General features: G+C 70.6%; 22 protein-coding genes. 12 read left to right on the top strand and 10 right to left on the bottom strand.

Going from position 1 to position 24735, the window contains the following annotated elements:
- Positions 1-86 precede the first annotated feature (86 nt).
- On the top strand, positions 87-1502 hold the full coding sequence (locus tag CHF15_RS21320; protein ID WP_089225429.1) for a CCA tRNA nucleotidyltransferase: 1416 nt from the start codon (positions 87-89) through the stop codon (positions 1500-1502).
- Positions 1503-1586: 84 nt separating this feature from the next.
- Here CHF15_RS21320 and CHF15_RS21315 read toward each other — a convergent pair whose 3' ends face one another.
- The 4 genes from CHF15_RS21315 to CHF15_RS21300 all read right to left on the bottom strand — a co-directional run bounded on the left by CHF15_RS21315 (position 1587) and on the right by CHF15_RS21300 (position 5344).
- Positions 1587-2066 carry an LppU/SCO3897 family protein gene (locus tag CHF15_RS21315; protein ID WP_089225428.1) on the bottom strand — a complete coding sequence of 160 codons (480 nt, stop codon included), beginning with the start codon at positions 2064-2066 and terminating at the stop codon, positions 1587-1589.
- A 132-nt stretch (positions 2067-2198) separates the two neighbouring features.
- Entirely contained in the window at positions 2199-3488 is a 1290-nt protein-coding gene (locus tag CHF15_RS21310) for an MFS transporter (protein WP_089225427.1), read from the bottom strand.
- Between the two features lie 99 nt (positions 3489-3587).
- On the bottom strand, positions 3588-4670 hold the full coding sequence (locus CHF15_RS21305) for an inositol-3-phosphate synthase (RefSeq protein WP_089225426.1): 1083 nt from the start codon (positions 4668-4670) through the stop codon (positions 3588-3590).
- Positions 4671-4693: 23 nt separating this feature from the next.
- Positions 4694-5344, bottom strand: coding sequence for a PadR family transcriptional regulator (locus tag CHF15_RS21300; protein WP_089225425.1), 651 nt, complete (start codon positions 5342-5344; stop codon positions 4694-4696).
- A gap of 767 nt (positions 5345-6111) precedes the next feature.
- On the opposite strand from CHF15_RS21300, the gene CHF15_RS21295 reads away from it, so the two are divergent.
- Complete coding sequence (locus tag CHF15_RS21295; RefSeq protein ID WP_089225424.1) at positions 6112-8382, top strand: transglycosylase domain-containing protein; 2271 nt, start codon at positions 6112-6114, stop codon at positions 8380-8382.
- A 142-nt stretch (positions 8383-8524) separates the two neighbouring features.
- Entirely contained in the window at positions 8525-10078 is a 1554-nt protein-coding gene (locus CHF15_RS21290; RefSeq protein WP_089225423.1) for a glycosyltransferase family 87 protein, read from the top strand.
- Between the two features lie 13 nt (positions 10079-10091).
- Here CHF15_RS21290 and CHF15_RS21285 read toward each other — a convergent pair whose 3' ends face one another.
- From CHF15_RS21285 to CHF15_RS21275, 3 genes are all read right to left on the bottom strand, one after another.
- Entirely contained in the window at positions 10092-11123 is a 1032-nt protein-coding gene (locus CHF15_RS21285) for an alanine racemase (protein ID WP_089225422.1), read from the bottom strand.
- A 57-nt stretch (positions 11124-11180) separates the two neighbouring features.
- A complete protein-coding gene (locus CHF15_RS21280; protein ID WP_089225421.1) occupies positions 11181-12302 on the bottom strand; it encodes a lipid II:glycine glycyltransferase FemX in 1122 nt (373 codons plus the stop codon).
- A gap of 359 nt (positions 12303-12661) precedes the next feature.
- The gene (locus CHF15_RS21275; protein WP_089225420.1) at positions 12662-12997 is read right to left on the bottom strand and encodes a hypothetical protein; all 336 of its coding nucleotides are present in this window, start codon (positions 12995-12997) and stop codon (positions 12662-12664) included.
- A 291-nt stretch (positions 12998-13288) separates the two neighbouring features.
- Here CHF15_RS21275 and rpsF point away from each other — a divergent pair, with 291 nt between their 5' ends.
- From rpsF to rplI, 4 genes are all read left to right on the top strand, one after another.
- The gene (rpsF, locus tag CHF15_RS21270; protein WP_018558167.1) at positions 13289-13579 is read left to right on the top strand and encodes a 30S ribosomal protein S6; all 291 of its coding nucleotides are present in this window, start codon (positions 13289-13291) and stop codon (positions 13577-13579) included.
- Positions 13580-13640: 61 nt separating this feature from the next.
- On the top strand, positions 13641-14222 hold the full coding sequence (locus CHF15_RS21265; protein ID WP_089225419.1) for a single-stranded DNA-binding protein: 582 nt from the start codon (positions 13641-13643) through the stop codon (positions 14220-14222).
- A gap of 44 nt (positions 14223-14266) precedes the next feature.
- Positions 14267-14503 carry a 30S ribosomal protein S18 gene (gene rpsR / locus CHF15_RS21260; protein WP_026250812.1) on the top strand — a complete coding sequence of 79 codons (237 nt, stop codon included), beginning with the start codon at positions 14267-14269 and terminating at the stop codon, positions 14501-14503.
- Positions 14504-14520: 17 nt separating this feature from the next.
- Positions 14521-14970 carry a 50S ribosomal protein L9 gene (gene rplI, locus CHF15_RS21255; protein WP_089225418.1) on the top strand — a complete coding sequence of 150 codons (450 nt, stop codon included), beginning with the start codon at positions 14521-14523 and terminating at the stop codon, positions 14968-14970.
- Positions 14971-15064: 94 nt separating this feature from the next.
- On the opposite strand, the gene CHF15_RS21250 is transcribed toward rplI, so the two are convergent.
- Positions 15065-16408 carry an MATE family efflux transporter gene (locus tag CHF15_RS21250; protein ID WP_089225417.1) on the bottom strand — a complete coding sequence of 448 codons (1344 nt, stop codon included), beginning with the start codon at positions 16406-16408 and terminating at the stop codon, positions 15065-15067.
- Positions 16409-16842: 434 nt separating this feature from the next.
- On the opposite strand from CHF15_RS21250, the gene dnaB reads away from it, so the two are divergent.
- Positions 16843-18318: a replicative DNA helicase gene (gene dnaB, locus CHF15_RS21245; RefSeq protein ID WP_089225416.1), complete on the top strand. Its 1476-nt coding sequence runs from the start codon at positions 16843-16845 to the stop codon at positions 18316-18318.
- A gap of 61 nt (positions 18319-18379) precedes the next feature.
- Here dnaB and CHF15_RS21240 read toward each other — a convergent pair whose 3' ends face one another.
- A complete protein-coding gene (locus tag CHF15_RS21240) occupies positions 18380-19489 on the bottom strand; it encodes an FAD-dependent oxidoreductase (RefSeq protein WP_089225415.1) in 1110 nt (369 codons plus the stop codon).
- Between the two features lie 71 nt (positions 19490-19560).
- Between CHF15_RS21240 and CHF15_RS21235 the strand changes: the two genes are divergently transcribed.
- Both CHF15_RS21235 and CHF15_RS21230 read left to right on the top strand, forming a co-directional pair.
- A complete protein-coding gene (locus CHF15_RS21235; protein WP_089225414.1) occupies positions 19561-20241 on the top strand; it encodes a TetR/AcrR family transcriptional regulator in 681 nt (226 codons plus the stop codon).
- Between the two features lie 283 nt (positions 20242-20524).
- Positions 20525-21946 (top strand): FG-GAP-like repeat-containing protein, encoded by a 1422-nt coding sequence (locus tag CHF15_RS21230; RefSeq protein ID WP_089225413.1) that lies wholly within the window; start codon positions 20525-20527, stop codon positions 21944-21946.
- Positions 21947-21982: 36 nt separating this feature from the next.
- Here the strand turns inward: CHF15_RS21230 and CHF15_RS21225 are convergent, their stop codons facing one another.
- The gene (locus tag CHF15_RS21225; protein WP_089225412.1) at positions 21983-22867 is read right to left on the bottom strand and encodes a GNAT family N-acetyltransferase; all 885 of its coding nucleotides are present in this window, start codon (positions 22865-22867) and stop codon (positions 21983-21985) included.
- Between the two features lie 84 nt (positions 22868-22951).
- Here CHF15_RS21225 and CHF15_RS21220 point away from each other — a divergent pair, with 84 nt between their 5' ends.
- A complete protein-coding gene (locus tag CHF15_RS21220) occupies positions 22952-23905 on the top strand; it encodes a LysR family transcriptional regulator (RefSeq protein ID WP_089225411.1) in 954 nt (317 codons plus the stop codon).
- Complete coding sequence (locus CHF15_RS21215; RefSeq protein WP_089225410.1) at positions 23866-24498, top strand: HAD family hydrolase; 633 nt, start codon at positions 23866-23868, stop codon at positions 24496-24498. The genes CHF15_RS21220 and CHF15_RS21215 overlap by 40 nt, the downstream gene beginning before the upstream one ends.
- Positions 24499-24735: the final 237 nt, after the last annotated feature.

The raw sequence follows: 24735 nt of genomic DNA, 5'->3' as shown, positions 1-24735 counted from the left end.
CCGGGGGCGGGAAGGCGTCGGGCATGATCGCGGGTGCCGGTAAACCGGTCCGCCGCGGGGCGCATGGGCACGTACCCTTTTCTGTTGTGCCGAATGCCAACAACGCCCCCCAGACCCTGAAGCCCGCGCCCGTGATCGCGCCGGTGGCCGAGGACCTCGGTCGCCGCTTCAAGGACGCCGGATTCCGGCTTGCCCTCGTCGGCGGCTCGGTCCGCGACACCCTGCTCGGCAGGCTCGGCAACGACCTCGACTTCACCACCGACGCCCGGCCCGACCAGGTGCTGAAGATCATCCGCGGGTGGGCGGAGGCCGTCTGGGAGGTGGGCATCGCCTTCGGCACGGTCGGGTGCCGCAAGGGCGGCTACCAGATCGAGGTGACCACCTACCGATCCGAGGCCTACGACCGGACCTCGCGCAAGCCGGAGGTCTCCTACGGGGAGACGATCGAGGAGGACCTGGTCCGCCGGGACTTCACCGTCAACGCGATGGCGGTCTCGCTGCCGGAGGCGGAGTTCGTCGACCCCTACAGCGGGCTCGGCGACCTCGCACAGCGGCTCCTGCGCACTCCGGGCACCCCGGAGGAGTCCTTCTCCGACGATCCGCTGCGGATGATGCGTGCCGCGCGCTTCGCCGCCCAGCTGGACTTCGAGGTGGCACCCGAGGTCGTCACGGCGATGACGGAGATGGCCGACCGCATCGAGATCGTCTCCGCCGAGCGCGTCCGGGACGAGCTCAACAAGCTGATCCTCTCCGACCACCCCCGCAAGGGCCTGCAGCTGCTGGTGCAGACCGGCCTGGCCGCACGGGTCCTCCCGGAGCTGCCGGCCCTGCGCCTGGAGCGGGACGAGCACCATCGCCACAAGGACGTCTACGAGCACACGCTGACCGTCCTGGACCAGGCGATGGCGCTGGAGACCGAGGGGCCGGACCTGGTCCTGCGCCTCGCCGCGCTGCTGCACGACATCGGCAAGCCGCGCACCCGGCGCTTCGAGTCCGACGGCCGGGTCTCCTTCCACCACCACGAGGTGGTCGGCGCCAAGATGGCCAAGGGGCGGCTGACCAAGCTCAAGTACCCGAACGACATCATCAAGGACGTCGCCCGGCTGGTGGAGCTGCATCTGCGCTTCCACGGCTACGGGACCGGGGAGTGGACCGACTCCGCCGTCCGGCGCTACGTCCGGGACGCCGGACCGATGCTCGACCAGCTGCACAAGCTGACCCGCTCCGACTGCACGACCCGCAACAAGCGCAAGGCCGCGGCGCTGGCGCGAACCTACGACGGGCTCGAGGAGCGGATCGCCCAGCTGAAGGAGCAGGAGGAGCTGGACGCGATCCGGCCGGACCTGGACGGCAACCGGATCATGGAGATCCTGGGCATTCCCCCGGGGCGCGAGGTCGGCAAGGCGTACGACCACCTGCTGGAGCTGCGCCTGGAGAACGGCCCGCTGGGCGAGGAGGCCGCCGTGGCCGCGCTGAAGGAGTGGTGGGCCGCGCAGGTCTGAGCGCCCGCCGTCCACGCGTCGGACGCACCGAGGGGGTCATGTTTCACGTGAAACATGACCCCCTCGGCTGTAACGGCGACCCCATCACTTGGTGATGCTCTGCAGGCAGAGCACGACGTTGTTGAAGTCGGTCCCGGACTGGGTGTAGTAGACGTCCGACTCGGTGACGGATTCACACTGCTTCTGGTCGGTCGAGTCGTCGAACTTCTTGACGATCTTGAACTGGGCGTCGCCTGAGGAGCAGTCGACGTCCACCAGGTCCGGACTCCCTTCGGTGCCCTTGTTGTGGAGGCAGCCGCCGACCTTCGACGTCTCGGCGTCGGTCTGGTCGAACTGGGAGAAGGCGAACCGCACGCCGATGACGACCACGATGGTGATGATCACGCCGATGATGCGCTTGCCGATGTTCCTGCCGCGCCGCGGCGGGGCGGCGGGCGGCGGGAAGGCGCCAGGCTGGCCTTGCGGGGGCGGGAACGTGCCGGGCTGACCCTGTGGCGGCGGGAAGGCGCCGGGCTGGCCCTGCGGGGTCGGATGGTTTGTGTCGTGCGGTGGCGGAGTCGCCATGGTTGTTCCCCTCCCTGGGATGAACCTGTCAGTTCCTGTGAACGCGCGAACGTTACTGGAGGGGTCGGACAGGCCATCTGTCGGGGCGGCTGTTTCACGTGAAACGGGCGGAGGTGGAGTGATCTTCGTGTTTCACGTGAAACGACGCGGGGTCCTGGCGGTGCCGACCGCCACCGCTGCGTAGACCGCCGAGAGCGCCAGCAGGAGCCCCGCGGAGCGGCCGTCCGGCGGGAGGACCAGGGCGCAGATGGCCGCGGCGCCGACGAAGGCGACATTGAACAGCACGTCGTAGATGGAGAAGATCCGCCCCCGGTAGGCGTCGTCGATCGAGGACTGGACCACGGTGTCCGTGGCGATCTTCGCCCCCTGGGTGGCCAGGCCCAGCACGAAGGCCGCCGCCAGCACCGGGGCCGGCTCGAAGGGGAGGCCCAGTCCGGGGAGCATGACGGCGGCCGAACCCGCGCAGACGGTGATCCATCCGAAGGTGCCGAAGCGGCCCGTGGCCCAGGGGGTGACGACGGCCGCCGTGAAGAAGCCGGCGCCCGAGACGGCGACCGCCAGGCCGAGGAGCGCGAGGCCGTCCGCCGTGCCGCGGTCCGCACCGTCGGACCCCGACCACGCGTAGCGGCACAGCATCAGCACCGTCACCGTGAGCCCGCCGTAGCAGAAGCGCATCGCCGTCATCGCGGCCAGGGCACGCGCCGCGTGGGGTCGCCGGCGCAGATGCTTCAGGCCGTGCACCAGGCCGCGGAAGGTGCTGAGCAGCGCCTCGCCCACCCGCGGCTGGACGCGGGACGGATCCGGCCCCAGTAGGTCCCGTCCCAGGGTGAGCGCGGTGAGCCCGGCACAGAGATAGAGGACGGCGCCCAGCACCACGACCAGGACGTCGGAGCGGACGCCCTCGGGCACCACCAGGTGCATCAGGAAGGCCGCCCCGCCGCCCGCCGTGGCGGCGAGCGTGCCCGCGGTCGGGGAGAGCGCGTTCGCCATGACCAGCCGCTCCCCGTCGACGACGCGGGGCAGCGCGGCCGACAGGCCGGCGAGCACGAAGCGGTTGATGCCGGTGACCGAGAGGGCGGACAGGTAGAAGAGCCAGTCCGGAACACGCAGCAGCATCAGCACGGCCGTGCCGAGGGAGAGCGCCGCCCGCAGCAGGTTGCAGTGGAGGAGGACCTGCCGGCGCCGCCAGCGGTCCAGCAGGACGCCCGTGAACGGCCCCAGAAGCGAGTACGGCAGCAGCAGGACCGCCATCGCGGAGGCGATGGCGGCCGGCGAGGCCTGCTTCTCCGGGGAGAAGACCACATAGGCCGCCAGCGCCACCTGGAAGACCCCGTCGGAGAGCTGGGACAGCAACCGCACCGACAGCAGCCGGCGGAAGTCCCGGAAGCGCAGCAGCACACGGAGATCACGGACAACGGGCATGCGCACAGCCTCACATGACGCACAGGCCCCCGGGTGCCATACCCGGGGGCCTGTGCGGTCGCGTCGTACGACGAGTGGTGACGGGGGTTAAGCCGCTGTTCAGCGCTCGACCTCGCCGCGGATGAACTTCTCCACGTTCTCGCGGGCCTCGTCGTCGAAGTACTGCACCGGCGGGGACTTCATGAAGTAGGAGGACGCCGACAGGATCGGGCCGCCGATGCCGCGGTCCTTGGCGATCTTCGCCGCGCGCACCGCGTCGATGATGACACCCGCGGAGTTCGGGGAGTCCCAGACCTCGAGCTTGTACTCCAGGTTCAGCGGGACGTCGCCGAAGGCACGGCCCTCGAGGCGGACGTACGCCCACTTGCGGTCGTCCAGCCAGGCCACGTAGTCCGAGGGGCCGATGTGGACGTTCTTCTCACCCAGGTCGCGGTCGGGGATCTGGGAGGTGACGGCCTGCGTCTTCGAGATCTTCTTGGACTCCAGGCGCTCGCGCTCGAGCATGTTCTTGAAGTCCATGTTGCCGCCGACGTTCAGCTGCATGGTGCGCTCGACGATGACACCGCGGTCCTCGAAGAGCTTGGTGAGCACGCGGTGCGTGATGGTGGCGCCGACCTGCGACTTGATGTCGTCACCGACGATCGGCACACCGGCCTCGGTGAACTTGTCCGCCCACTCCTTGGTACCGGCGATGAAGACCGGGAGGGCGTTGACGAAGGCGACCTTGGCGTCGATGGCGCACTGCGCGTAGAACTTCGCCGCGGCCTCGGAACCCACGGGCAGGTAGCAGACGAGCACGTCGACCTGCCGGTCCTTGAGCACCTGCACGACGTCGACCGGCTCCTCGGCGGACTCCTCGATGGTCTCGCGGTAGTACTTGCCGAGACCGTCCAGGGTGTGGCCGCGCTGGACGGTCACGTCCTTCTGCGGCACGTCGCAGATCTTGATGGTGTTGTTCTCGCTGGCACCGATGGCGTCCGCGAGGTCGAGACCGACCTTCTTCGCGTCGACGTCGAAGGCAGCGACGAACTCGACGTCACGCACGTGGTAGTCGCCGAACTGCACGTGCATGAGGCCAGGCACGCGGCTGGCCGGGTCGGCGTCCTTGTAGTACTCGACACCCTGCACCAGCGAAGCGGCGCAGTTGCCCACGCCAACGATGGCTACGCGAACCGAACCCATTCCGGTTGCTCCCTGTTTGATCGTCACGCGGGTCCCCGGCGCATGCCGGGTCCGCCGTTTTCCTGTTGGTTGTCCTGCTCGGCATCGGCGGACGGAGCGGTCGGGGGCTGCTTGCCGCGCCCCGCCCGCTCGGTCTCGATCAGCTCGTTCAGCCAGCGGACCTCGCGCTCCACCGACTCCATGCCGTGCCGCTGCAGCTCGAGCGTGTAGTCGTCGAGCCGCTCACGGGTACGCGCGAGGGACGCGCGCATCTTCTCCAGGCGCTCCTCGAGGCGGCTGCGCCGCCCCTCGAGGACACGCATCCGTACGTCCCTGGACGTCTGGCCGAAGAAGGCGAAACGAGCCGCGAAGTGCTCGTCCTCCCACGCGTCAGGCCCGGAGTGGGCGAGGAGCTCTTCGAAGTGCTCCTTGCCGGCCGCCGTCAACCGGTACACGATCTTGGCCCGTCGGCCGGCCAGCGGCGCGGCGAGCGGATCGGGTTCAGGGCCGGTCTCCTCGACCAGATAGCCCTGAGTGACCAGTGTCTTGAGGCAGGGGTAGAGGCTGCCGTAGCTGAACGCGCGGAACACACCGAGCGAGGTGTTGAGCCGCTTGCGCAGCTCGTAACCGTGCATCGGGGATTCGCGCAGCAGGCCCAGGACGGCGAACTCGAGGATGCCGGAGCGTTTGCTCATGCCCTCGTTTCCCTCCCGTCCGTGCCGTCGTCGCCTCTTATCTCGCCGTGATGTATCGGCTCGATACATCGAGACGATAGAACGACTTCCGGGGTACGGCAAGACGGCTCACGGTGACCGGCGTCACATCACGAAATCTGTCCACCGTCAACCGCCCGGAATGTGATGAACATCTGGCTAGAACCTCTTTTGACCGTGCGTACTCTGTTCGCCATGCAGAGCACCGGGAACCGTGTGACCTCAGTGAGCGTCCTTGTCCCTGGTGCAGTGCGGGCATCGCACGCCGGGGGGACCGGAAATCAACTGCCGCTTTCAGGCGATTCCGCCTGTCCTAGGAGTAGCTGTTCATGAGCGAGCACCGTCGCAAGCCGCCGCAGTCGCCCGGCGACGGCCGGGCAGCCGCCCGGCGCGGCGCGCAGCAGCAGCCCCCGCCGCCAGGCGGTCGGCGGGCCGCTGGGCCGCCGAGGCCGCAGCCGCACGGAACCGGTTCGGGGCAGGGCCACGGCCCGCGCCAGGGAATGGGACAACCCCCCCGCCAGGGTGCGGGGGCGGGTACGGGGGGCCGCGCGAGCACCGGCGGCCGGGCCCGGGGGGCCGAGCCGCCCTATGAGGGGCGTGCCGCCGCGCGCCGTGCCGCCCAGTCGTCGCAGAAGGGCGGCCGCCGTCGGCCCGCCACGGGCGCGCAGGGCGGGCGCGGCGGGGGTCAGCCCCCGAAGAAGCGCATCGTCGACTACCCCCGCTGGGGGAGGGACGGATGGCGTCGCTGGATGCCGTCGTGGAAGCTCGTCTCCGGACTGTGCCTGTTCTTCTTCGGAAGCCTGGTCGCCGTCGCCGGCGTCGGGTACGCGATGGTGGGCATCCCCAACGAGAACGACGCCGCCAAGTCGCAGAACAACGTCTACTACTGGGCGAACGGCGACCGCATGGTGGCGACCGGCACCGGTGCCAACCGGCAGAACGTGGGGCTCGCCGACATCCCCAAGGCGATGCAGAACGCGGTCATCTCCGCGGAGAACAAGAGCTTCGAGACCGACTCGGGCGTCGACCCCATGGGTGTCGCCCGCGCCCTGTTCAACATGGCGAAGGGCGGCCAGGCGCAGGGTGGTTCGACGATCACCCAGCAGTACGTCAAGAACACCTTCCTGAGCCAGGACCAGACGGTCACCCGTAAGTTCAAGGAGCTCTTCATCTCCATAAAGGTGGGGACGAAGCTCGACAAGGACGAGATCCTCCAGGGCTACCTGAACACCTCGTACTACGGCCGGAGCGCCTACGGCATCCAGGCGGCGGCGCAGACCTACTACGGCGTCGACGCCTCCAAGCTCACGCCGAGCCAGTGCGCCTTCCTGGCGGCGCTGCTCAAGGGCCCGACGTACTACGACCCGGCCGGGGCCACGAGCATCGACACCGCCGCGACTCCGGAGTCGAACCGCAAGAACTCCGAGTACCGCTGGAAGTGGATCCTCGGCGAGATGTACAAGGACGGCAAGCTCAACAAGGACGAGTACACCGAGGCCGTCAAGAAGTACCCGATGCCGCAGGGCCTCAAGGCGACCAAGGGCATGACCGGCCAGATCAGCTACCTGGTCGACACCGCCCAGAACTACGTGCTGGCGCACTCCGACATCAGCCGCGCGGAGCTGGACCGGGGCGGTTACGAGATCCGCACGACCTTCGACAAGAAGAAGGTCGACGCCCTGCAGAACGCCGTGAAGAAGGTCGAGAAGGACAACATCAAGCCGAAGCAGCGGAAGCTGGACAAGTACGTCCAGTTCGGCGCCGCGTCGGTGAAGCCCAACGACGGAGCGATCGTCGCCCTCTACGGCGGCGCGGGCTTCGAGAACAACCACTTCACCAACAACGCCGACACCAAGGGTGTCCCCGTCGGCTCGACCTGGAAGCCGTTCGTCCTGGCCGCCGCCATGGAGTACGGCACGTACCGCTCCGACGGCGAGGGCATCTCACCGCTGAGCAAGTACAACGGCAACGACCACATCAAGATCAAGAACAATGACGGCACGTACGTCCTGAAGAAGGACAACACGGCCTTCTTCCAGGAGAACGAGAGCCCGACGCCCTGGGGATACATCACACTGCGCAAGGCGATGGAGCAGTCCATCAACACGCCGTTCGTGCAGCTCGGCATGGACGTCGGCATGGAGAAGGTGGCCGACGTCGCCGAGAAGACCGGGATCCTCAAGGCCTCCATGGCGGGCCGGAACGCGTCGTTCGCCCTCGGTACGTCCACCCCCAGCGCCATCCGCATGGCGGACGCCTACGCGACCTTCGCCGCTTCCGGCAAGCACGTGGATCCCTATTCGGTCGTGTCGGTGAAGAAGAACGGAGCCGACGTCCCTGGCTTCGACAAGCCCAAGGTGACCCGGGTGATGCCGGCCGAGGTGGCCGACAACGTCAGTGACGTCCTGGAGAACGTGATCCAGAACGGTACGGGTTTCCGCGCCAAGGAACTCGGCCGCAAGGCGGCCGGCAAGACCGGTACGACCGACAGCAACAAGTCGGCGTGGTTCGTCGGGTACACCCAGCAACTGTCCACGTCCGTGGCGATGTTCCGGGAGAACCCCAAGACCCACGGTCTGATGTCCATGAACGGCACGGCGGGCGTCGAGTCCATCCACGGTGGTGACATCCCGACCGAGATCTGGACCGCCTACATGAAGGGCGCGGTGACGGGCCCCGACACCGGCTTCCCCGACGCCCCGAAGATCGGCGACATCCACGACGGGGAGGGCGCCCCATCGCCGAGCCCCTCGGTCACGGCCACTCCGAGCGAGACGGCGACCACGAAGCCGACCCCGACCATCTCGCAGCCGCAGGCCCCGCCGACCCCGACCGAGTCCGGGGAGTGCAAGCCGTGGTGGGAGTGCCAGGACGCCGGTGGCGGTGCCAACGACGGCGGAACCTCCGACGGGGGTACCGGCGGGACACCGTCGACGAGTCCGTCCTCCAGCGCCACGGGCAGAGGCAGCGGAGGCAACGGCAACGGCGGACTCCTGGGTTCGGGAGGCAATGGCGGTTAACCGCCCCGTCTTGAGTCGAGCAGTACATCCGCGGCCGCGGAGGGCACCGTGCCCTCCGCGGCCGCGGGCGTTCGCGGGCGGCGGGGATGCGGCGTGGGGATCCGACGCTCCGCGCGCGGAGATGTAGGGCAGGATGTGGCCCATGACGATCGTGCGCGAAGACCCCCACCACGAGGCCTCGGAGGCCGAGGCGGTCGTGCCCCCGACCCGCGAGGACCCGGTCGCGGTGGCCGGGAGCGAGGTCATCGGCGGCCCGCTCGGCCGCTTCGCGGCCGTGGGGCGGCGGGGCTGGTGGAACCCCCTGCGCGTCGTCGTGCTGGTCGCGATCGGGATGTTCGCGCTGGGCATGGTGCAGAAGGTGCCGTGCTACGACAGCGGCTGGTTCTTCGGGGCGAACGCCCAGTACAGCCACGCCTGCTACTCCGACATCCCGCACCTGTACCACGGCCGGGGCTTCGCCGACGACCTGGCCCCGTACTTCGACCGCATCCCGGACACGGTCTCCGGGGGCATGGGTTACCTGGAGTACCCGGTCCTGACCGGGCTCTTCATGGAGGTCGCCTCCTGGCTGACCCCGCACGGCGGCACGATCCAGCACCGGGAGCAGGTCTACTGGCTGGTCAACGCCGGGATGCTGCTGGTCTGCACGGCCGTCATCGCGGTCTGCACGGCCCGGACCAACCGGCGCCGCCCGTGGGACGCACTGCTGGTCGCGCTGGCACCCGCGTTCGCGCTGACCGCCACCATCAACTGGGACCTTTTCGCGGTCGCCCTCGCGGCGGCCGGGATGATGCTCTGGTCGCGCAACCGGCCGCTGGCCGCGGGCGTCCTGATCGGGCTGGCGACGGCCGCCAAGCTCTACCCGGGGTTCCTGCTCGTCGCACTGTTCTTCCTGTGCCTGCGGGCCGGGAAGCTGAAAGCCTGGGGCGCGGCCGTGGGCGGTGCGGCGGGGGCCTGGGTCGTGGTCAACCTGCCGGTGGCGCTGCTCGCCTGGGACGGCTGGTCGAAGTTCTACACGTTCAGCCAGGAGCGGGGCGTCGACTACGGTTCCATCTGGCTGATCATCTCCCAGCAGACGAAGTGGAACATCGAGCCCCAGGCGGTGAACCACTACGCCGAGGCGCTGGTCCTTCTGCTGTGGGGGGCGATCGCAGCGCTGACCCTGTACGCCCCGCGGCGCCCGCGCTTCGCGCAGCTCGCCTTCCTCGTCGTGGCGGTCTTCATCCTGACCAACAAGGTCTACTCGCCGCAGTACGTGCTCTGGCTGGTGCCCCTCGCGGCGCTCGCCCGGCCGCGCTGGCGGGACTTCCTGATCTGGCAGGCCGCCGAGGTCATGTACTTCCTCGGGATCTGGTCGTACCTGGCGTACACGACCGGCGGCAACAGCAAGGGCCTGCCGCAGGACGGCTACCACCTGGCCATCGCGGCGCACCTGATCGGGACGCTGTACCTGTGCGCGGTCGTCGTCCGCGACATCCTCTTCCCCGAGCGCGACCCGGTCCGCCAGGACGGCTCGGACGACCCCTCCGGGGGCGTGCTGGACGGGGCCGAGGACGCGTTCGTGCTCGGGCGGCCCTCGCACCAGCCGCGGCACGCGGCGCCGCTGCAGGGCGGACCTGAGGACGGCTACGGATACGGCGAGGCGCGCCCGGTGCAGTGGGGCGTGGACCCGGCGCCGCCGGCCTCGCCCCACTGACCCCGGGAGGGGCTCAGCGGTCGACGACGCGGTCGTACTGCGTCGTCGTGTGCCGCAGGTGCGCCACCAGCTCGTCGCCGACCGCCGGGGGCGCCACGTCGCCCGGCAGGAAGAGGATCGAGACCTGCATGTGCGGGGGCTCGGCGAACCAGCGCTGCTTGCCCGCCCACACGAAGGGCGACAGGTTGCGGTTGATGGTGGCCAGGCCGGCCCTCGCGACGCCCTTGGCGCGCGGCATGACGCCGTGCATGGCCTTGGGGGCCTCCAGGCCCACCCCGTGCGACGTGCCGCCCGCCACGACGACCAGGTGGCCGTCCTCGGACGCCTTGTTCTGGCGGTAGCCGAAGCGCTCGCCCTTGGCGATGCGGGTGACGTCCAGGACGGCGCCCCGGTACTCGGTGGCCTCGTGGTCGCCGAGCCACAGCCGGGTGCCGATCCGGGCGCGGAAGCGGGTCTGCGGGAACTGGTTGCGCAGCTGGGTGAGCTCGCCCGCCTTCAGGTGGCTGACGAACATGGTGTGCAGCGGGAGCCGTGCCGCGCGCAGCCGCTCCATCCAGCGGTGGACCTCCTCCACCGCGTCGGAGCCGTCGGTCCGGTCCAGCGGCAGGTGGATGGCGAAGCCCTCCAGGCGGACGTCGTCTATGGCCGAGTGCAGCTTGACCAGGTCGTCCTCGCCGACGCCGTGGCGCTTCATGCTGCTCATGACCTCGATGACGACCCGGGCGCCGACCAGGCCGCGCACGCCCTCCACGGAGGACACGGAACGGATGGCGCGGTCCGGCAGCGGCACTGGCTCCTCGCCCAGCCGGTACGGGGTCAGCACCAGCAGGTCCCCGCCGAACCAGTCCTTGATCCGGGCGGCCTCGTACGTGGTGCCCACGGCGAGGATGTCCGAGCCGAGCCGGATCGCCTCCTCGGCCAGGCGCTCGTGGCCGAAGCCGTACCCGTTGCCCTTGCAGACGGGTACCAGCCCGGGGAACTGCTCCGCCACGGACTGCTGGTGCGCACGCCAGCGCGCGGTGTCGACGTACAGGGTGAGCGCCATGGCCGGAACGGGGACCTTTCTGCGGTGTCTGCGGTCAGTCGGGCACGTGCACGTGGGTCAGCGACGGGACATGTAGATGTCGAGTGCCTTGTGCAGCAGCTTGTTGAGGGGGAAGTCCCACTCGCCCAAGTATTCGGCAGCCTGCCCACCGGTGCCCACCTTGAACTGGATGAGACCGAAGAGGTGGTCGCTCTCGTCCAGCGAGTCGCTGATGCCGCGCAGGTCGTACACGCTCGCACCGAGGGCGTAGGCGTCGCGCAGCATCCGCCACTGCATGGCGTTGCTCGGCCGGACCTCGCGCTTGTGGTTGGCCGAGGCCCCGTACGAGTACCAGACGTGCCGGCCGACGACGAGCATCGTCGCGGCGGCGACCGTCTCGCCCTCGTGCTGGGCGAAGTACAGCCGCATGCGGTTGGGGTCCTCGGTGTTGAGGACCTGCCACATGCGCTGGAAGTAGGAAAGGGGCCGCGGGCGGAAGCGGTCGCGCTCGGCGGTGACCTCGTAGAGCTGCTGCCACACGGGGAGGTCGTCGTAGCCGCCCTGGACGACTTCGACGCCGGCCTTCTCGGCCTTCTTGATGTTGCGCCGCCACAGCTGGTTGAAGCCCTTCTGGACGTCGTCCAGGCTGCGGTTCTCCAGCGGGACCTGGAAGACGTAGCGGGGCTGCACGTCGCCGAAGCCGGCGCCGCCGTCCTCGCCCTGCTGCCAGCCCATGCGCCGCAGGCGGTCGGCCACCTCGAAGGCGCGGGGCTCGATGACCGTCGCCTCGACGTCGCGCAGGCGCTTGACGTCCGGATCGGCGATGCCGGACTTGATGGCGGCCGCGTCCCAGCGGCGGATGACGACCGGCGGGCCCATCTTCACGGAGAAGGCGCCCTGCTGCTTCAGGTGCGCCAGCATCGGGCGCAGCCACTCCTCCAGGTTGGGGGCGTACCAGTTGATCACCGGGCCCTCGGGGAGGTAGGCGAGGTAGCGCTTCACCTTGGGCAGCTGCCGGTAGAGCACCAGGCCGGCGCCGACCAGCTCACCGGTCCTGTCGTCGAACCAGCCGAGGTTCTCCGAGCGCCACTCGGTCTTGACGTCCGCCCAGGCGGGAACCTGGCAGTGGCTTGCCGAGGGCAGGCTCTGGATGTACGCCAGGTGCTGTTCCCGACTGATGGTCCTCAGGGTCAAGCTCATGCGGGGCGCTCCCCATCGCTGCGGCTACGGCATTGCTGACTGCATTACTGCGCCGAAGCCTACTGCGAACGGTGAACGCCCCCACGAGGGCTGTGGACAACTCGGTCCGCGGCTTCGCCCGGCGGGTGCCGGGTGGACGGCTGGGAGACGGCGGGGCCTAGGCCGTGTCGTCAAACGCCCGCCTGCCCCGCGGCGCCTGGCACGGCACTCCCCCAGCTCCGCTGGGAGGTGCCCCCACGCTGCGTTGTCGAATCGTCCGAGTAGCCCACTACGAGGACGACTCTCCGCCTTGCGATGCACCGCACCAGACACCGCGGTGCCCGCCCTCCGGGCGGCCGGCGCTCGTTTGACGTCACGGCCTAGGACAGCACGCCGCCGAACAGGCCGCCGTGGGCCATGCCGAGGTAGAAGCCGATCGCGGCCAGCCCCATGCCGATGATGAACAGGAAGCGCTCTGCCGTGGTGGCGGAGCGGTACTGGCCGAAGGCCCCCACGAGGATGCCCGCCAGCCCCGCCCAGGAGCTCAGCAGGTGGAGGTGGTCCCAGATCGCCGCGATGGCGGCGAGCAGGCCGAGCACGACGGTCACGACGGCCAGGGTGTTCTCGACCGGGTGGGGCCTGCCGTCGGAGTTGAGGGTGCTGAGGGCTCGCTGGTAGAGACGGCTGCCGGTCGTGGGTCGCACTGCCTGTGCCATGAGGCACCTCCGTGATGGAGAGGTGGCGCATCGTAGCGCCGGACACACCCGATGTGTACAGATTGCGGGCTTCCGGGGGCGGATTTCAACCGGAAGCCACGAGGCGGGTAGTGTGTACCGTCTGCACCGGTGTCTGTGCAGGCCCACACGACGGTCCCGCAGGGGCTCCGGGGAGTGATCCCCGGAACGCCGCGGGCGTTGTCGGTGGGCCGCGATACCGTTGCGACGCGATGCAAACCCTCCTGCCACGGAAACGCCGTGGCCGTTGAGTCCAAAGGAGGTGGGTTCCACATGCGTCACTACGAGGTGATGGTCATCCTCGACCCCGATCTCGAGGAGCGTGCTGTCTCCCCGCTGATCGAGAACTTCCTCGGCGTCGTCCGCAACGCGGGCGGCAAGGTCGAGAAGGTCGACACCTGGGGCCGTCGTCGTCTTTCGTACGAGATCAAGAAGAAGCCCGAGGGCATCTACTCGGTCATCGACCTCAACGCCACTCCTGAGGTCGTCAAGGAGCTCGACCGTCAGATGAACCTGAACGAGTCGGTTCTCCGGACCAAGGTCCTCCGTCCCGAGACCCACTGAGCCTGCGGGCTCAGGCAGTCGGGAAACCGAGAAGCCAAGCAACGCCGAGAGGTCACTCACCATGGCAGGCGAGACCGTCATCACGGTCGTCGGCAATCTCGTCGACGACCCCGAGCTGCGCTTCACCGCATCTGGTGCGGCGGTCGCGAAGTTCCGTGTCGCGTCCACTCCCCGCACCTTCGACCGGCAGACCAACGAGTGGAAGGACGGCGAGAGCCTCTTCCTCACGTGCTCGGTCTGGCGGCAGGCTGCGGAGAACGTGGCCGAGTCGCTCCAGAAGGGCATGCGCGTCATCGTGCAGGGCCGTCTGAAGCAGCGCTCGTACGACGACCGCGAGGGCGTCAAGCGGACGGTCTACGAGCTGGACGTCGACGAGGTCGGCGCCAGCCTCCGCAGCGCGACCGCCAAGGTCACCCGGGCCAGCGGCGGCGGCGCCTCGCGCGGCGGCCAGGGCGGCTACGGCGGCGGTGGCGGCCAGGGCGGCAACTGGGGCGGTGGCTCCGGTGGCGGCCAGGGTGGCGCGCCCGACGGCGACCCGTGGGCGACCGGCGCTCCTGCCGGTGGCGGCCAGGGTGGCGGCGGCGGCAACTGGGGCGGTGGCTCCGGTGGCGGCGGCGGTTTCTCGGACGAGCCGCCCTTCTAAGGGCGGCAGCGCACCAAACTTCTTGATCACACTGGAGAGAGACAATGGCGAAGCCGCCTGCTCGCAAGCCTAAGAAGAAGGTTTGCGTGTTCTGCAAGGACAAGATCACGTACGTCGACTACAAGGACACGAACCTGCTGCGGAAGTTCATCTCCGACCGCGGCAAGATCCGTGCCCGCCGGGTCACCGGCAACTGCACCCAGCACCAGCGCGACGTCGCCACGGCCGTGAAGAACAGCCGTGAGATGGCGCTGCTGCCCTACACCTCGACCGCTCGCTAAGGAAGGGTGACCGAGCAATGGCGAAGATCATCCTCACCAACGAGGTCAGCGGCCTCGGTGCCGCCGGCGACGTCGTCGAGGTCAAGAGCGGTTACGCCCGCAACTACCTGATCCCGCGCGGTTTCGCGATCGCGTGGACCAAGGGTGGCGAGAAGGACGTCGAGCAGATCCGCCGCGCGCGCCGGATCCGTGAGATCGCGACCGTCGAGCAGGCCAACTCGTTCAAGGCGCAGCTCGAGGGCGTCAAGGTCAAGCTGTCGACCCGCGCGGGCGACGCCGGCCGGTTGTTCGGTTCGGTGACCCCGGCCGACATCGCCGCCGCCGTCAAGGCCGCGGGCGGTCCGGACGTGGACAAGCGCCGGATCGAGATCGGTTCCCCGATCAAGACGCTGGGCTCCCACAAGGTGTCGGTGCGCCTGCACCCCGAGGTCGAGGCCGCTCTCGACGTCGAGGTCGTCGCTTCCTGACCCGCACGCACCGCGTGAACGCCGGGCCCGGAACCGCGAGGTTCCGGGCCCGGCGTCTTTCCGCTCTCGGGAGGGGCCGCGGTCGGGCCGCGGCTCAGGCGCGCACGGCGCCGGTGACGGCCCACTTCCCCGAGCGGGCGCGCCAGTGGAGGCCGGCCAGCCGGGTGAGCATCATCAGCCCCATCGCCCACCACAGGGCGGTGAGCCCGCCGCCCAGGGCCGGTACGGCCAGGGCGACCGGGGCGAAGACGGCGAGGGTGACGACCATCGACCAGGCCAGATACGTGCCGTCGCCCGCGCCGATGAGGATCCCGTCCAGGACGAAGACCACACCGCAGACCGGCTGGGCGAGCGCCGCCACCAGCAGGACGGTCATCAGCTCGGAGCGCACGGCCGGGTCCGAGGTGAACAGCGGGGCGATCAGCGGCCGGGAGAGGGCCAGGACGAGGCCGATGACCACGCCCGAGGCGATGCCCCACTGCACCATGCGGCGGCAGGCGGCCCGGGCCCCGGCCGTGTCGTCGGCGCCGAGGTAGCGGCCGATGATGGCCTGGCCGGCGATGGCGATGGCGTCGAGGGCGAAGGCGGCCAGCGACCAGAGGGTGGTGGTGATCTGGTGGGCGGCGATCGAGGCGTCCCCGAGCCCGGCCGCGACCGCGGTGGCGAGCATCAGGACGGCCCGCAGGCTCAGCGTGCGGATCAGCAGGGGTGTCCCGGCCTGGGCGCAGGCGCGGATGCCGGCGAGGTCGGGCCGCAGGGAGGCGCCGTGCCGCCGCGCCCCGCGGACCACGACGGCGAGGTAGACGGCCGCCATCGCGTTCTGGGCGATGACCGTGCCCCAGGCGGAGCCGGCGATGCCGAGGCCGGCGCCGTACACCAGCACCACGTTGAGCACGGCGTTCACGGCGAAGCCGCCGACGGCGACGTAGAGCGGGGTGCGGGTGTCCTGCAGCCCGCGCAGCACACCGGTGGCCGCCAGGACGACGAGCATCGCGGGGATGCCGAGGGCGCTGATCCGCAGGTAGGTGACGGCGTACGGCGCGGCGGTGCCCGAGGCGCCGAACAGGTCGGTGAGGGCGGGTGCCGCAGGGAGCGCGATCGCGACCGCGGCGGCGCTGATGAGGAGGGCGAGCCAGATGCCGTCCATGCCCTGGCGGATCGCCGCGGGCAGGTCGCCCGCGCCGACCCGGCGGGCGACGGCGGCCGTGGTGGCGTACGCGAGGAAGACGAAGACGCCGACGAGGGTGGTCAGCAGGGCGCCCGCGACGCCGAGCCCGGCGAGCTGCGATGTGCCGAGGTGGCCCACGATCGCGCTGTCGGCCAGGAGGAAGAGCGGTTCGGCGACGAGCGCGCCGAAGGCGGGCAGCGCGAGACCGACGATCTCGCGGTCGTGGCGGCGTACGGCCTGCTGGGGGGAGAGTTCGGCGACCTGGGGCACCCGGTCAGGGTAATCATCCACATGTAAGGGATGCAAGAAGATACTGCCTCTTACTTTCGGCTGCGCAGGGTGATCTCCTCCGTGCCGTTTGTCGTGATCTTGCGCCGAGCGGGCAACTTTTTCTTGTCCACAGTGGGTGGATGAAGAAAGCGCAGGTCAGCGGCGTGATCATTGGGTGATTGTGTGCTTGTCCACCGCGCTGTCCCCCGCCCTGTACACAGCTGGAGCGGGCTTCTCCACAGGTAGGGGCGGTTCTTCAACAGGTCATCCCCAGCCCCTGTGGATAACCGTCTTGGCTGTGAGCCCCGCGGACCCCTACCGTGGGGCGTCGCCCGACGTGCCACAGGTGTGTCCGGCGGCCGAATGTCAGAGCCGTGGCGTAGGAAAAGGGACACGACGCAGCGGTCCGCGCCGGAGGGGAGGAGGTGGCAGGGGTGAGCCAGCCCGAACCCGCGGACGACCACTGGGGGAGCGAGCCGCCGTTCCCGCCGGACGGTCCCGGCGACCGTCTGCCCGTCTCCCGGTTCCGCCGGAAGGACGAGCGGGACCGCGACCGCGACCGTGACGACGACCGCGGGGCGGCCGGTTTCGAGCGCGTACCGCCGCAGGACCTGGACGCCGAGATGTCGGTGCTCGGCGGCATGCTGCTGTCCAAGGACGCCATCGCCGACGTTGTCGAGGTGCTCAAGGGTGCCGACTTCTACCGGCCCGCCCACGAGACCGTCTACGCCGCGATCCTCGACCTCTACGCCCGAGGTGAGCCCGCCGACCCCATCACCGTGGCGGCCGAGCTCACCAAGCGCGGTGAGCTCGCCCGGGTCGGCGGCGCCCCCTATCTGCACAGCCTCGTCAACGCGGTGCCCACCGCCGCCAACGCCGAGTACTACGCGGAGATCGTGCACGAGCGCGCGGTCCTGCGCCGGCTCGTCGAGGCGGGTACGCGCATCACGCAGATGGGGTACGCGGCCGACGGCGACGTCGACGAGATCGTCAACTCCGCACAGGCCGAGATCTACGCCGTCACCGAGCAGCGCACCAGCGAGGACTACCTCCCGCTCTCCGAGATCATGGAGGGTGCCCTCGACGAGATCGAGGCCATCGGCTCGCGCAGCGGCCAGATGTCCGGGGTGCCCACCGGCTTCGCCGACCTGGACTCCCTGACCAACGGCCTGCACCCGGGCCAGATGATCGTCATCGCCGCCCGTCCCGCGATGGGCAAGTCCACGCTCGCGCTGGACTTCGCCCGCGCCTGCTCGGTCACCAACGGCATGCCCAGCGTCTTCTTCTCCCTCGAAATGGGCCGCAACGAGATCGCGATGCGTCTGCTGTCCGCCGAGGCCCGGGTCGCCCTGCACCACATGCGCTCCGGCAACATGACCGACGACGACTGGACGCGGCTGGCCCGCCGCATGCCCGACGTCTCGGCGGCCCCCCTCTACATCGACGACTCGCCGAACCTGTCGATGATGGAGATCCGCGCCAAGTGCCGCCGGCTCAAGCAGCGCAACGACCTCCGCCTGGTCGTCATCGACTACCTCCAGCTGATGCAGGCGGGCGGCTCGCGCCGTCCCGAGAGCCGTCAGCAGGAGGTCTCCGACATGTCCCGTAACCTCAAGCTCCTGGCGAAGGAGCTCGAGGTCCCGGTCATCGCGCTGTCCCAGCTGAACCGTGGTCCCGAGCAGCGTACGGACAAGAAGCCGATGGTCAGCGACCTGCGTGAGTCGGGCTCCATCGAGCAGGACGCGGACATGGTGATCCTGCTGCACCGCGAGGACGCCTACGAGAAGGAGTCCCCGCGCGCGGGCGAGGCCGACCTGATCGTCGCCAAGCACCGAAACGGCCCGACGGCCACCATCACCGTCGCCTTCCAGGGCCACTACTCGCGCTTCGTGGACATGGCCCAGACCTGAGCCGGGACCCCCGCGGGGTCTTCCGACGGCGGCTGCCGCGCCCGCTCCTGTCGGCTGGTGTTCAGCCGGGTCGGAAGAACGCGAGCATCTTCTGGGCGGCGTCCGGCGACGTCAGCAGTTCGTGTATCTCCGCGGACATCCGGGCGGCGGCGCCGGTGCGTTCGAACATCTCGCGTTCGTACTCCTCGACGGCGGTGGGGAAGTCGTCCGGGTGCGCGGCCAGCGCGAGACCGAGCAGGGCGCCGTCGAGCAGGGCCATGTTGGCGCCCTCCCCCACCGGGGGCATCAGGTGCGCGGCATCGCCGAGCAGCGTGACGCCCGGCGTCGACGGCCAGGTCAGGCCGACCGGGAGAGTGGCGATCGACCGCGGTACGACCGTGTCGTCGCAGGCCGCGATCAGCGCGGTGAACCGCGGGTCCCAGCCGCGGAGCAGGTCGATCAGCCGCGCCCGCGCGGCGGCCGGGTCGGCGAAGGGTATCCCGCTGGTGGCGAACCAGTCCTCGGGGGTGTTGTAGAAGCTCAGGCCGATGCGCACGCGGCCGTCGCCGTTGCGCTGCGCCGCGAGCGACAGTCCGTCGCCGAGCACCCAGTAGTTGCCGCGCCCGACCATCGCCGCGAGTTCGGGGTGCGTGCGGTCGATGTCGGGAATGCCGACCTCGACGATGTTCTGGCCGATGTGCGCCGGGCGGGCGTCGGTGAGCAGCGTGCGGACCCGGGACCACGCGCCGTCCGCGCCGACCAGCAGGCCGCACGTCGCCGTGCTCCCGTCGGCGAAGCGCAGCACGCCGTCGTCGGCGGATTCGAAGGCGCGCCCCCAGCGCACCGTTTCCTCGGGGAGGGAGTCCAGCAGCAGGTCGCGCAGATCGGCGCGGTCGACCTCGGGTCGCTCCAGCGGGGCGTCCTCGGGGGTGTCCTCCTGGAGCAGCAGGGTGCCGTCCGGTTCGAGAAGACGCATGTCCTGGCCTTCACCGCGGGCGATCGCGTGGAACCGGTCGATCAGACCGGCCTCGCGCAGCGCCCGCTGGCCGGAGTGGATGTCGAGCATGCCGCCCTGACCGCGCGCACCGCGGGACGATTCACGTTCGTACACGACGCAATCCATGCCGTTCACGTGCAGCACACGGGCGAGAGCCAGGCCGCCGAGGCCGGCTCCGACGATGGCGATGGTCATGACCGCTTCCCTTCGATACACCGTACTGATCGATACACTGTATCGATCACAGGCGGTGTACGGTTGGCCGCATGTTGGTGTGGGAGAGGCCGGAGCCGCCGAATCGACCCGTTCCGGCCCCGTTGAGCCGGGAGCTGATCGTGCGGGCGGCGATCCGGCTCGCCGACGCGGACGGATTGGAGGCGGTGTCGCTGCGCAAGGTCGCCACCGTGCTGGACGTCCGTCCGATGCGGCTGTACGGCTACATCGCCGGCAAGGAGGAGTTGCTCGACCTCATGGTCGACGCCGTCCACGCCGAGATCCGGCCGGTCGGGGAGGGCCGGCGGGAGGTGCTCCGGTCTCTCGCCGAAGCCACCCGGCACGCCGTTCACGAGCACGAATGGCTCGCCGACCTCCTGGGCGGGCGGCCCCAGCTCGGGCCGCACGCGCTGGCCGGTGGGGAGGCCGTGGTGGCCGCACTGGACGGCGTCGATGTGGACGCCGTCATGCCGGTGGTCGCCGCGGTCAACGCGTACGCGATCGGCGCGGTGCGCCGGGAGGTCGCCGAGCGGCGTGCCGAACGGGCCACCGGGATGGACGAGAAGCGCTGGCAGGCCTCGCTCGGGTCCTATCTGGAGCGGACCTTCGCCACCGGCCGGTTCCCCGCCCTGGCCACGGTGGTGCGCGACGCCGCCCATCTGGACGCCGACCACACCTTCCGGATCGGCCTCGACTTCCTGCTCGACGGCATCGAGGCCCGCATCGGGAGGTGAGGCACGACCGAAGTGCCGGGCCGGGGCACCCGGACCGCCGTACGCCGTTCGCCCGGCTGTCACCTTTCGGCCGTGCAGACGTCACGGGGGCGCGATGGGATGCGCGGGCTTCGTCCCGTGGCGTGAAACATGCCAAGTCGCGGACGACGCGCCCGCCTTCGCGGTCCGAGGTACGCCGCCGTGCCATGCCGTCCCGGGACGGAACCCCGGCACGAACTTCCGATGGCACCACGGCGGCATCGGACGCCCCGTTCCCCCTCTCCTGCAGGAGGCCCCGCCGCCCATGCGTCTGCGTACCGCCACGGTCGTCGCCAGCCTGCTCACGGCCGGCCTGACCCCGCTCACCCTCGCCGCCCCGGCGAGCGCCGCCCCCGCCAAGTACTACGACGACTTCAACGGAGACGGCTACCGCGACCTCGCCGTCGGCTCCCCGTTCGCGACGGTCGGCAGCGCCCAGGGCGCGGGCGCGGTCGTCGTCTTCTACGGCAGGTCCACCGGCATATCCACCTCCGGCAAACGGACCGTCATCACCCAGGCCTCCGCCAACGTGGCAGGGACGGCCGAGGCGTTCGACTTCTTCGGCTCCAGCCTCACCTCCGCGGACCTCGACGAGGACGGCTACGCCGACCTGGTCGTCGGTGCCCCCCGCGAGGCCATGGGGACCAAGGAGGGCGCCGGCCAGGCCACGGTCCTGTGGGGCGGCAAGTCCGGCCTCTCCGGGGGTTCGTCCCTGCCCCAGCCCTCCTTCGACGAATGGGAGACGTACGCGAGCGGGGTCGCCGCCGCCGACTTCGACGGTGACGGGCATGCCGACCTGACCCTCACCGGCCGTACCCAGAGCCGCCTTCTGCGTGGCCCCTTCAAGCGTTCGGGGACCTCCGTCGCCCCCCTCGCCGCAAGCAAGCTCGCCTTCGGCAGCAGGGTGGACGTGGTCGCCGGCGACCTCAGCGGCGACCGCGCCGCCGAGCGCGTCTACCCGTACCTCGTCGACGACGACCCGGGCGGCGACATCAGCTACCACCGCTGGAACGGCGCCAAGTACCTCATGACCGAGCTGACCTCCGCCGACGGGGATGTCGCCGCCATCGGCGACATCGACCACGACGGCTACGGGGACCTCGTCGTCGGCAACTACGAGGACCCCCGCTCCGGGGCCCCCGACGGCCACAAGGGCGGCGAGATCGCCGTCTGGTACGGCTCCGCCACCGGCCCGGACCCCGCGCAGACCCCGACGGTCATCAACCAGGACACCCCCGGCGTCCCGGACACCGGCGAGACCGAGGACCACTTCGGCATGTCCCTGAGCGTCGGCGACGTCAACGGCGACGGCTACGCCGACGTCGCGGTCGGCGCCCCCGACGAGAAGGTCGGCACCAAGCAGTACGCGGGCTCCGTCACCGTGCTGTTCGGCTCCGCCGCCGGGCTCAGGGCGAGCGGCGCCAAGACGTACACCCAGGACACGGCGGGCGTCCCCGACAGCGCCGAGAAGTACGACCGGTTCGGCTCCGCCGTGCGCGTGATCGACGACAACCGCAACGGCAGGGCCGAGCTGGTCATCGGCGCGGGCGACGAGAACGGCTACGGCTCCGTCACCGTGCTGCGCGGCACCGACAACGGTCCCACGGTCACCAACGCCAAGGTGATCACCGCTCGCAACGTCTCCCTCAAGGGCGAATCCGCCTTCGGCCAGGTGTTCTCGCGGTAGGTCCCGGTGGGTCCCGCGCCGTGGGGCCCACCGGGCTCAGCCCAGGGCCACCATCAGCGGTGTGTGGCGGCGGTGTTCGTCGCCGGGCAGGTCGCGGTCCCCCAGCACCATCAGGGTGTTGGGGAAGACGGGGGCCACGCCGTGCTCCGCGGCCCAGCCGTCGAGGCCGCCGGGGACGCCGGTGCGCAGGTCGAGGCGGACCGGGGTACCGGCGTCCGCGGCGATCGCGGTGATCAGCCGCCGGGCCCCGGCGGCGTCCCCGGCGACGACGGGGCCCACGACCAGGGTGTCGGCGTTCAGCCAGGCGGAGGCGTAGCCGGTCAGTACACCGTCCTCCTCGGCGACCACGACGCGCTCGGCGAACCGGGGCAGGTCGCGCAGGAGGGGCGAGCGGTCCGCGCCGAACACCTCGGCGTCCAGGGCGAGCAGGGCCGGCAGGTCGGCCTCGGTGAAGTCCCGCGGTTCCCCGGCGCCGGGAGCGGCGTTCCCTGCGGCCACGGCGTTCCCGGCGGGCGCCGGCGGGGTGAAGCGGCCGCGGTGTGTGACGACGGTGCCCGTGGCCCGGAAGCCGAGCTTCTCGTAGAGCGGGCGGCCGCGTTCGGTGGCGTGCAGGGTGACCGTGTCGTCGCCCGCCTCGGCCAGGACGTGGCCCATGATGCGCCGTCCGAGGCCCCGCCCCTCGTAGCGGGCGGCGACCAGGACCATGCTGACGGCCGCCAGGCCGCCCGCGTAGCGGGTGAGGACCGTGGTGGCGGCCAGGCCGTCTCCGTCGGGGGCGTCGACGCCGTAACCGGTGCCATGAGTGAGCAGGAAGCGCCACTTGTGCTCCTCGGCGCCCCAGTCGCGGCTGACGGCCAGCGCGCTGCAGGCGGGGAGGTCGGCGGGGGTGAGGCGGCGCACGGAGGCCGTCGGGGAAGTCATACGGGCAGCGTGCCCTGGCGGTGGCGGCCGGGGCCCATAGTTTTCCCCTATGGCCATCGGCCGGTGCCTGGTTATCCTCCCGGGGTGACGCTGACCTTGCCCGGCCTGCGGGCGTTCGTGGCGGTGGCGCGTACGGGCTCGTTCTCGGCGGCCGCGCGGCAGCTCGACGTACGCCAGCCGACGGTGAGCGAGTCGGTGCGCCGGCTGGAGGCCGCCGCGGGGCGGCCGTTGCTGGTGCGCAACCGCGAACGGGCCGAACTGACCGATCTGGGGCGGCGGATCCTGGCTCACGCGGTGGCCGCGGTGGACGCCGCGGACGAGCTCGAGGGGCTGCTGGACGGGGCGTCCCGGCCGTTCACCGTGGGCTTCCTGGGCGAGGCGGCGGCCGGCCGGACCCGGGAGCTGCTGGACCTGGTGCAGGCCCATGTCACCGGTGATGTGCGGCTGCGCCGCTACGACTTCGACGACCCCTCCTGCGGGCTGCTGGACGGGCACTGCGACCTGGCCATCGTGTGGCCCCCGCTGGACGCCCCGGGGCTGGGGATGGTGACCGTCTCCAGCGACCGGCGCTGCGTGGCGCTGCCCGCGACGGACCCGCTGGCCCGCCGGAGCGAGGTCGCGCCCGCCGAACTGGGCGGCAGGACCTGGGTGGTGCCGCGGACCGGGGACGTGGCGTACGCCGGCTTCCGCCACCCGTCGGCCGTGGGCGTCGCCCACGTCGCCGGGACGGTGCCGTCGGGGTCGCTGGAGGAGACGCTCGAACTCGTGGCGGCGGGCCGGGGGTGCGCGCTGGCGAGCACCTCGACCGACGAGCACTACGCGCGGTCGAACGTGGTGATCGTGCCGCTGGCCGGGGACGTGCGCTGCACGGTCGCGCTGGCCTGGCGGGCGGCGGACCGCAGACCGGCGGTCCGCGGGGTGGCGGAGGACGCCGCCCGGCTGTTCGGAGGGACGCCGCCGGGGACCGGCCGGGCGGCGGGTGACGAGGGAGGGGCCGCATGGGACGGCTGCACATCTTCGACATGGACGGGACGCTGATGCACGGCTCCTCGGCGAGCATGGAACTCGCCCGGGAGCTGGGGCTGGTGGCGGAGTTCCGCGAGCTGGAGCACGCGCTCGGGAGCGGTCTGCTGGATTCGCCGGGCTACGCGGAGCGGGCGTACGAGCTGTGGCGGGCGCTCACCCCGGCGCAGGTGGCGACGGCGTTCGAGGGCGCCCCGTGGCTGGCCGGGATACGGGAGGTGTGGGCGGACATCGCCGCCCGCGGGGAGCACTGCGCGGTGGTGTCGCTCTCCCCGGACTTCTTCGTGCGCCGGCTGCTGGAGTGGGGGGCGCACGAGGTGCGGGCGTCGGTCTTCCCGGAGATCCCGTTCGGCCCGGCGGCGGGACTGGACGTGGCGGGCATCCTGGTGCCGGAGACGAAGGTGACGGCCGCGGACGAGCTGTGCGCCCGCTACGGGGTCAGCCGCCGGGAGTGCGTGGCGTACGGGGACTCGCTGTCGGACACCGCGCTCTTCGCCGCGGTGCCGGTGTCGGTCGCGGTCAACGGGGACCACCATGTGAGCGGCCTGGCGAGCCACGCGTACACGGGGCGCGATTTGCGTGAAGCGTATGCGCTGGTCATGGGCTGAATACGTGACGATCGAACGGTGATGATCGTCACGAAATTGAGTGACGGTTGTGAAAGCAGTGACTCGGGGTAGGGTCGACAGGGTTCCGCGACAGCGGGGCTTCACATTCGGCTGAGCTTAACGGGATCGGTATCGCCGTTTCCGGTACTTCCGGCTATTTGTCCGGGCGACGTGAAGCCCTGGCAGGCTTTCCGCGCAGGATGTGTGGCCGACGTACGGAAACCGACCGGGAGAAGC

Source organism: Actinacidiphila glaucinigra, assembly GCF_900188405.1.
In the GTDB taxonomy this organism is placed as follows: Bacteria; Actinomycetota; Actinomycetes; order Streptomycetales; family Streptomycetaceae; genus Actinacidiphila; species Actinacidiphila glaucinigra.
Note: the sequence above shows the minus strand (reverse complement) of the source record. Positions and strands in the feature narration are given on the sequence as shown.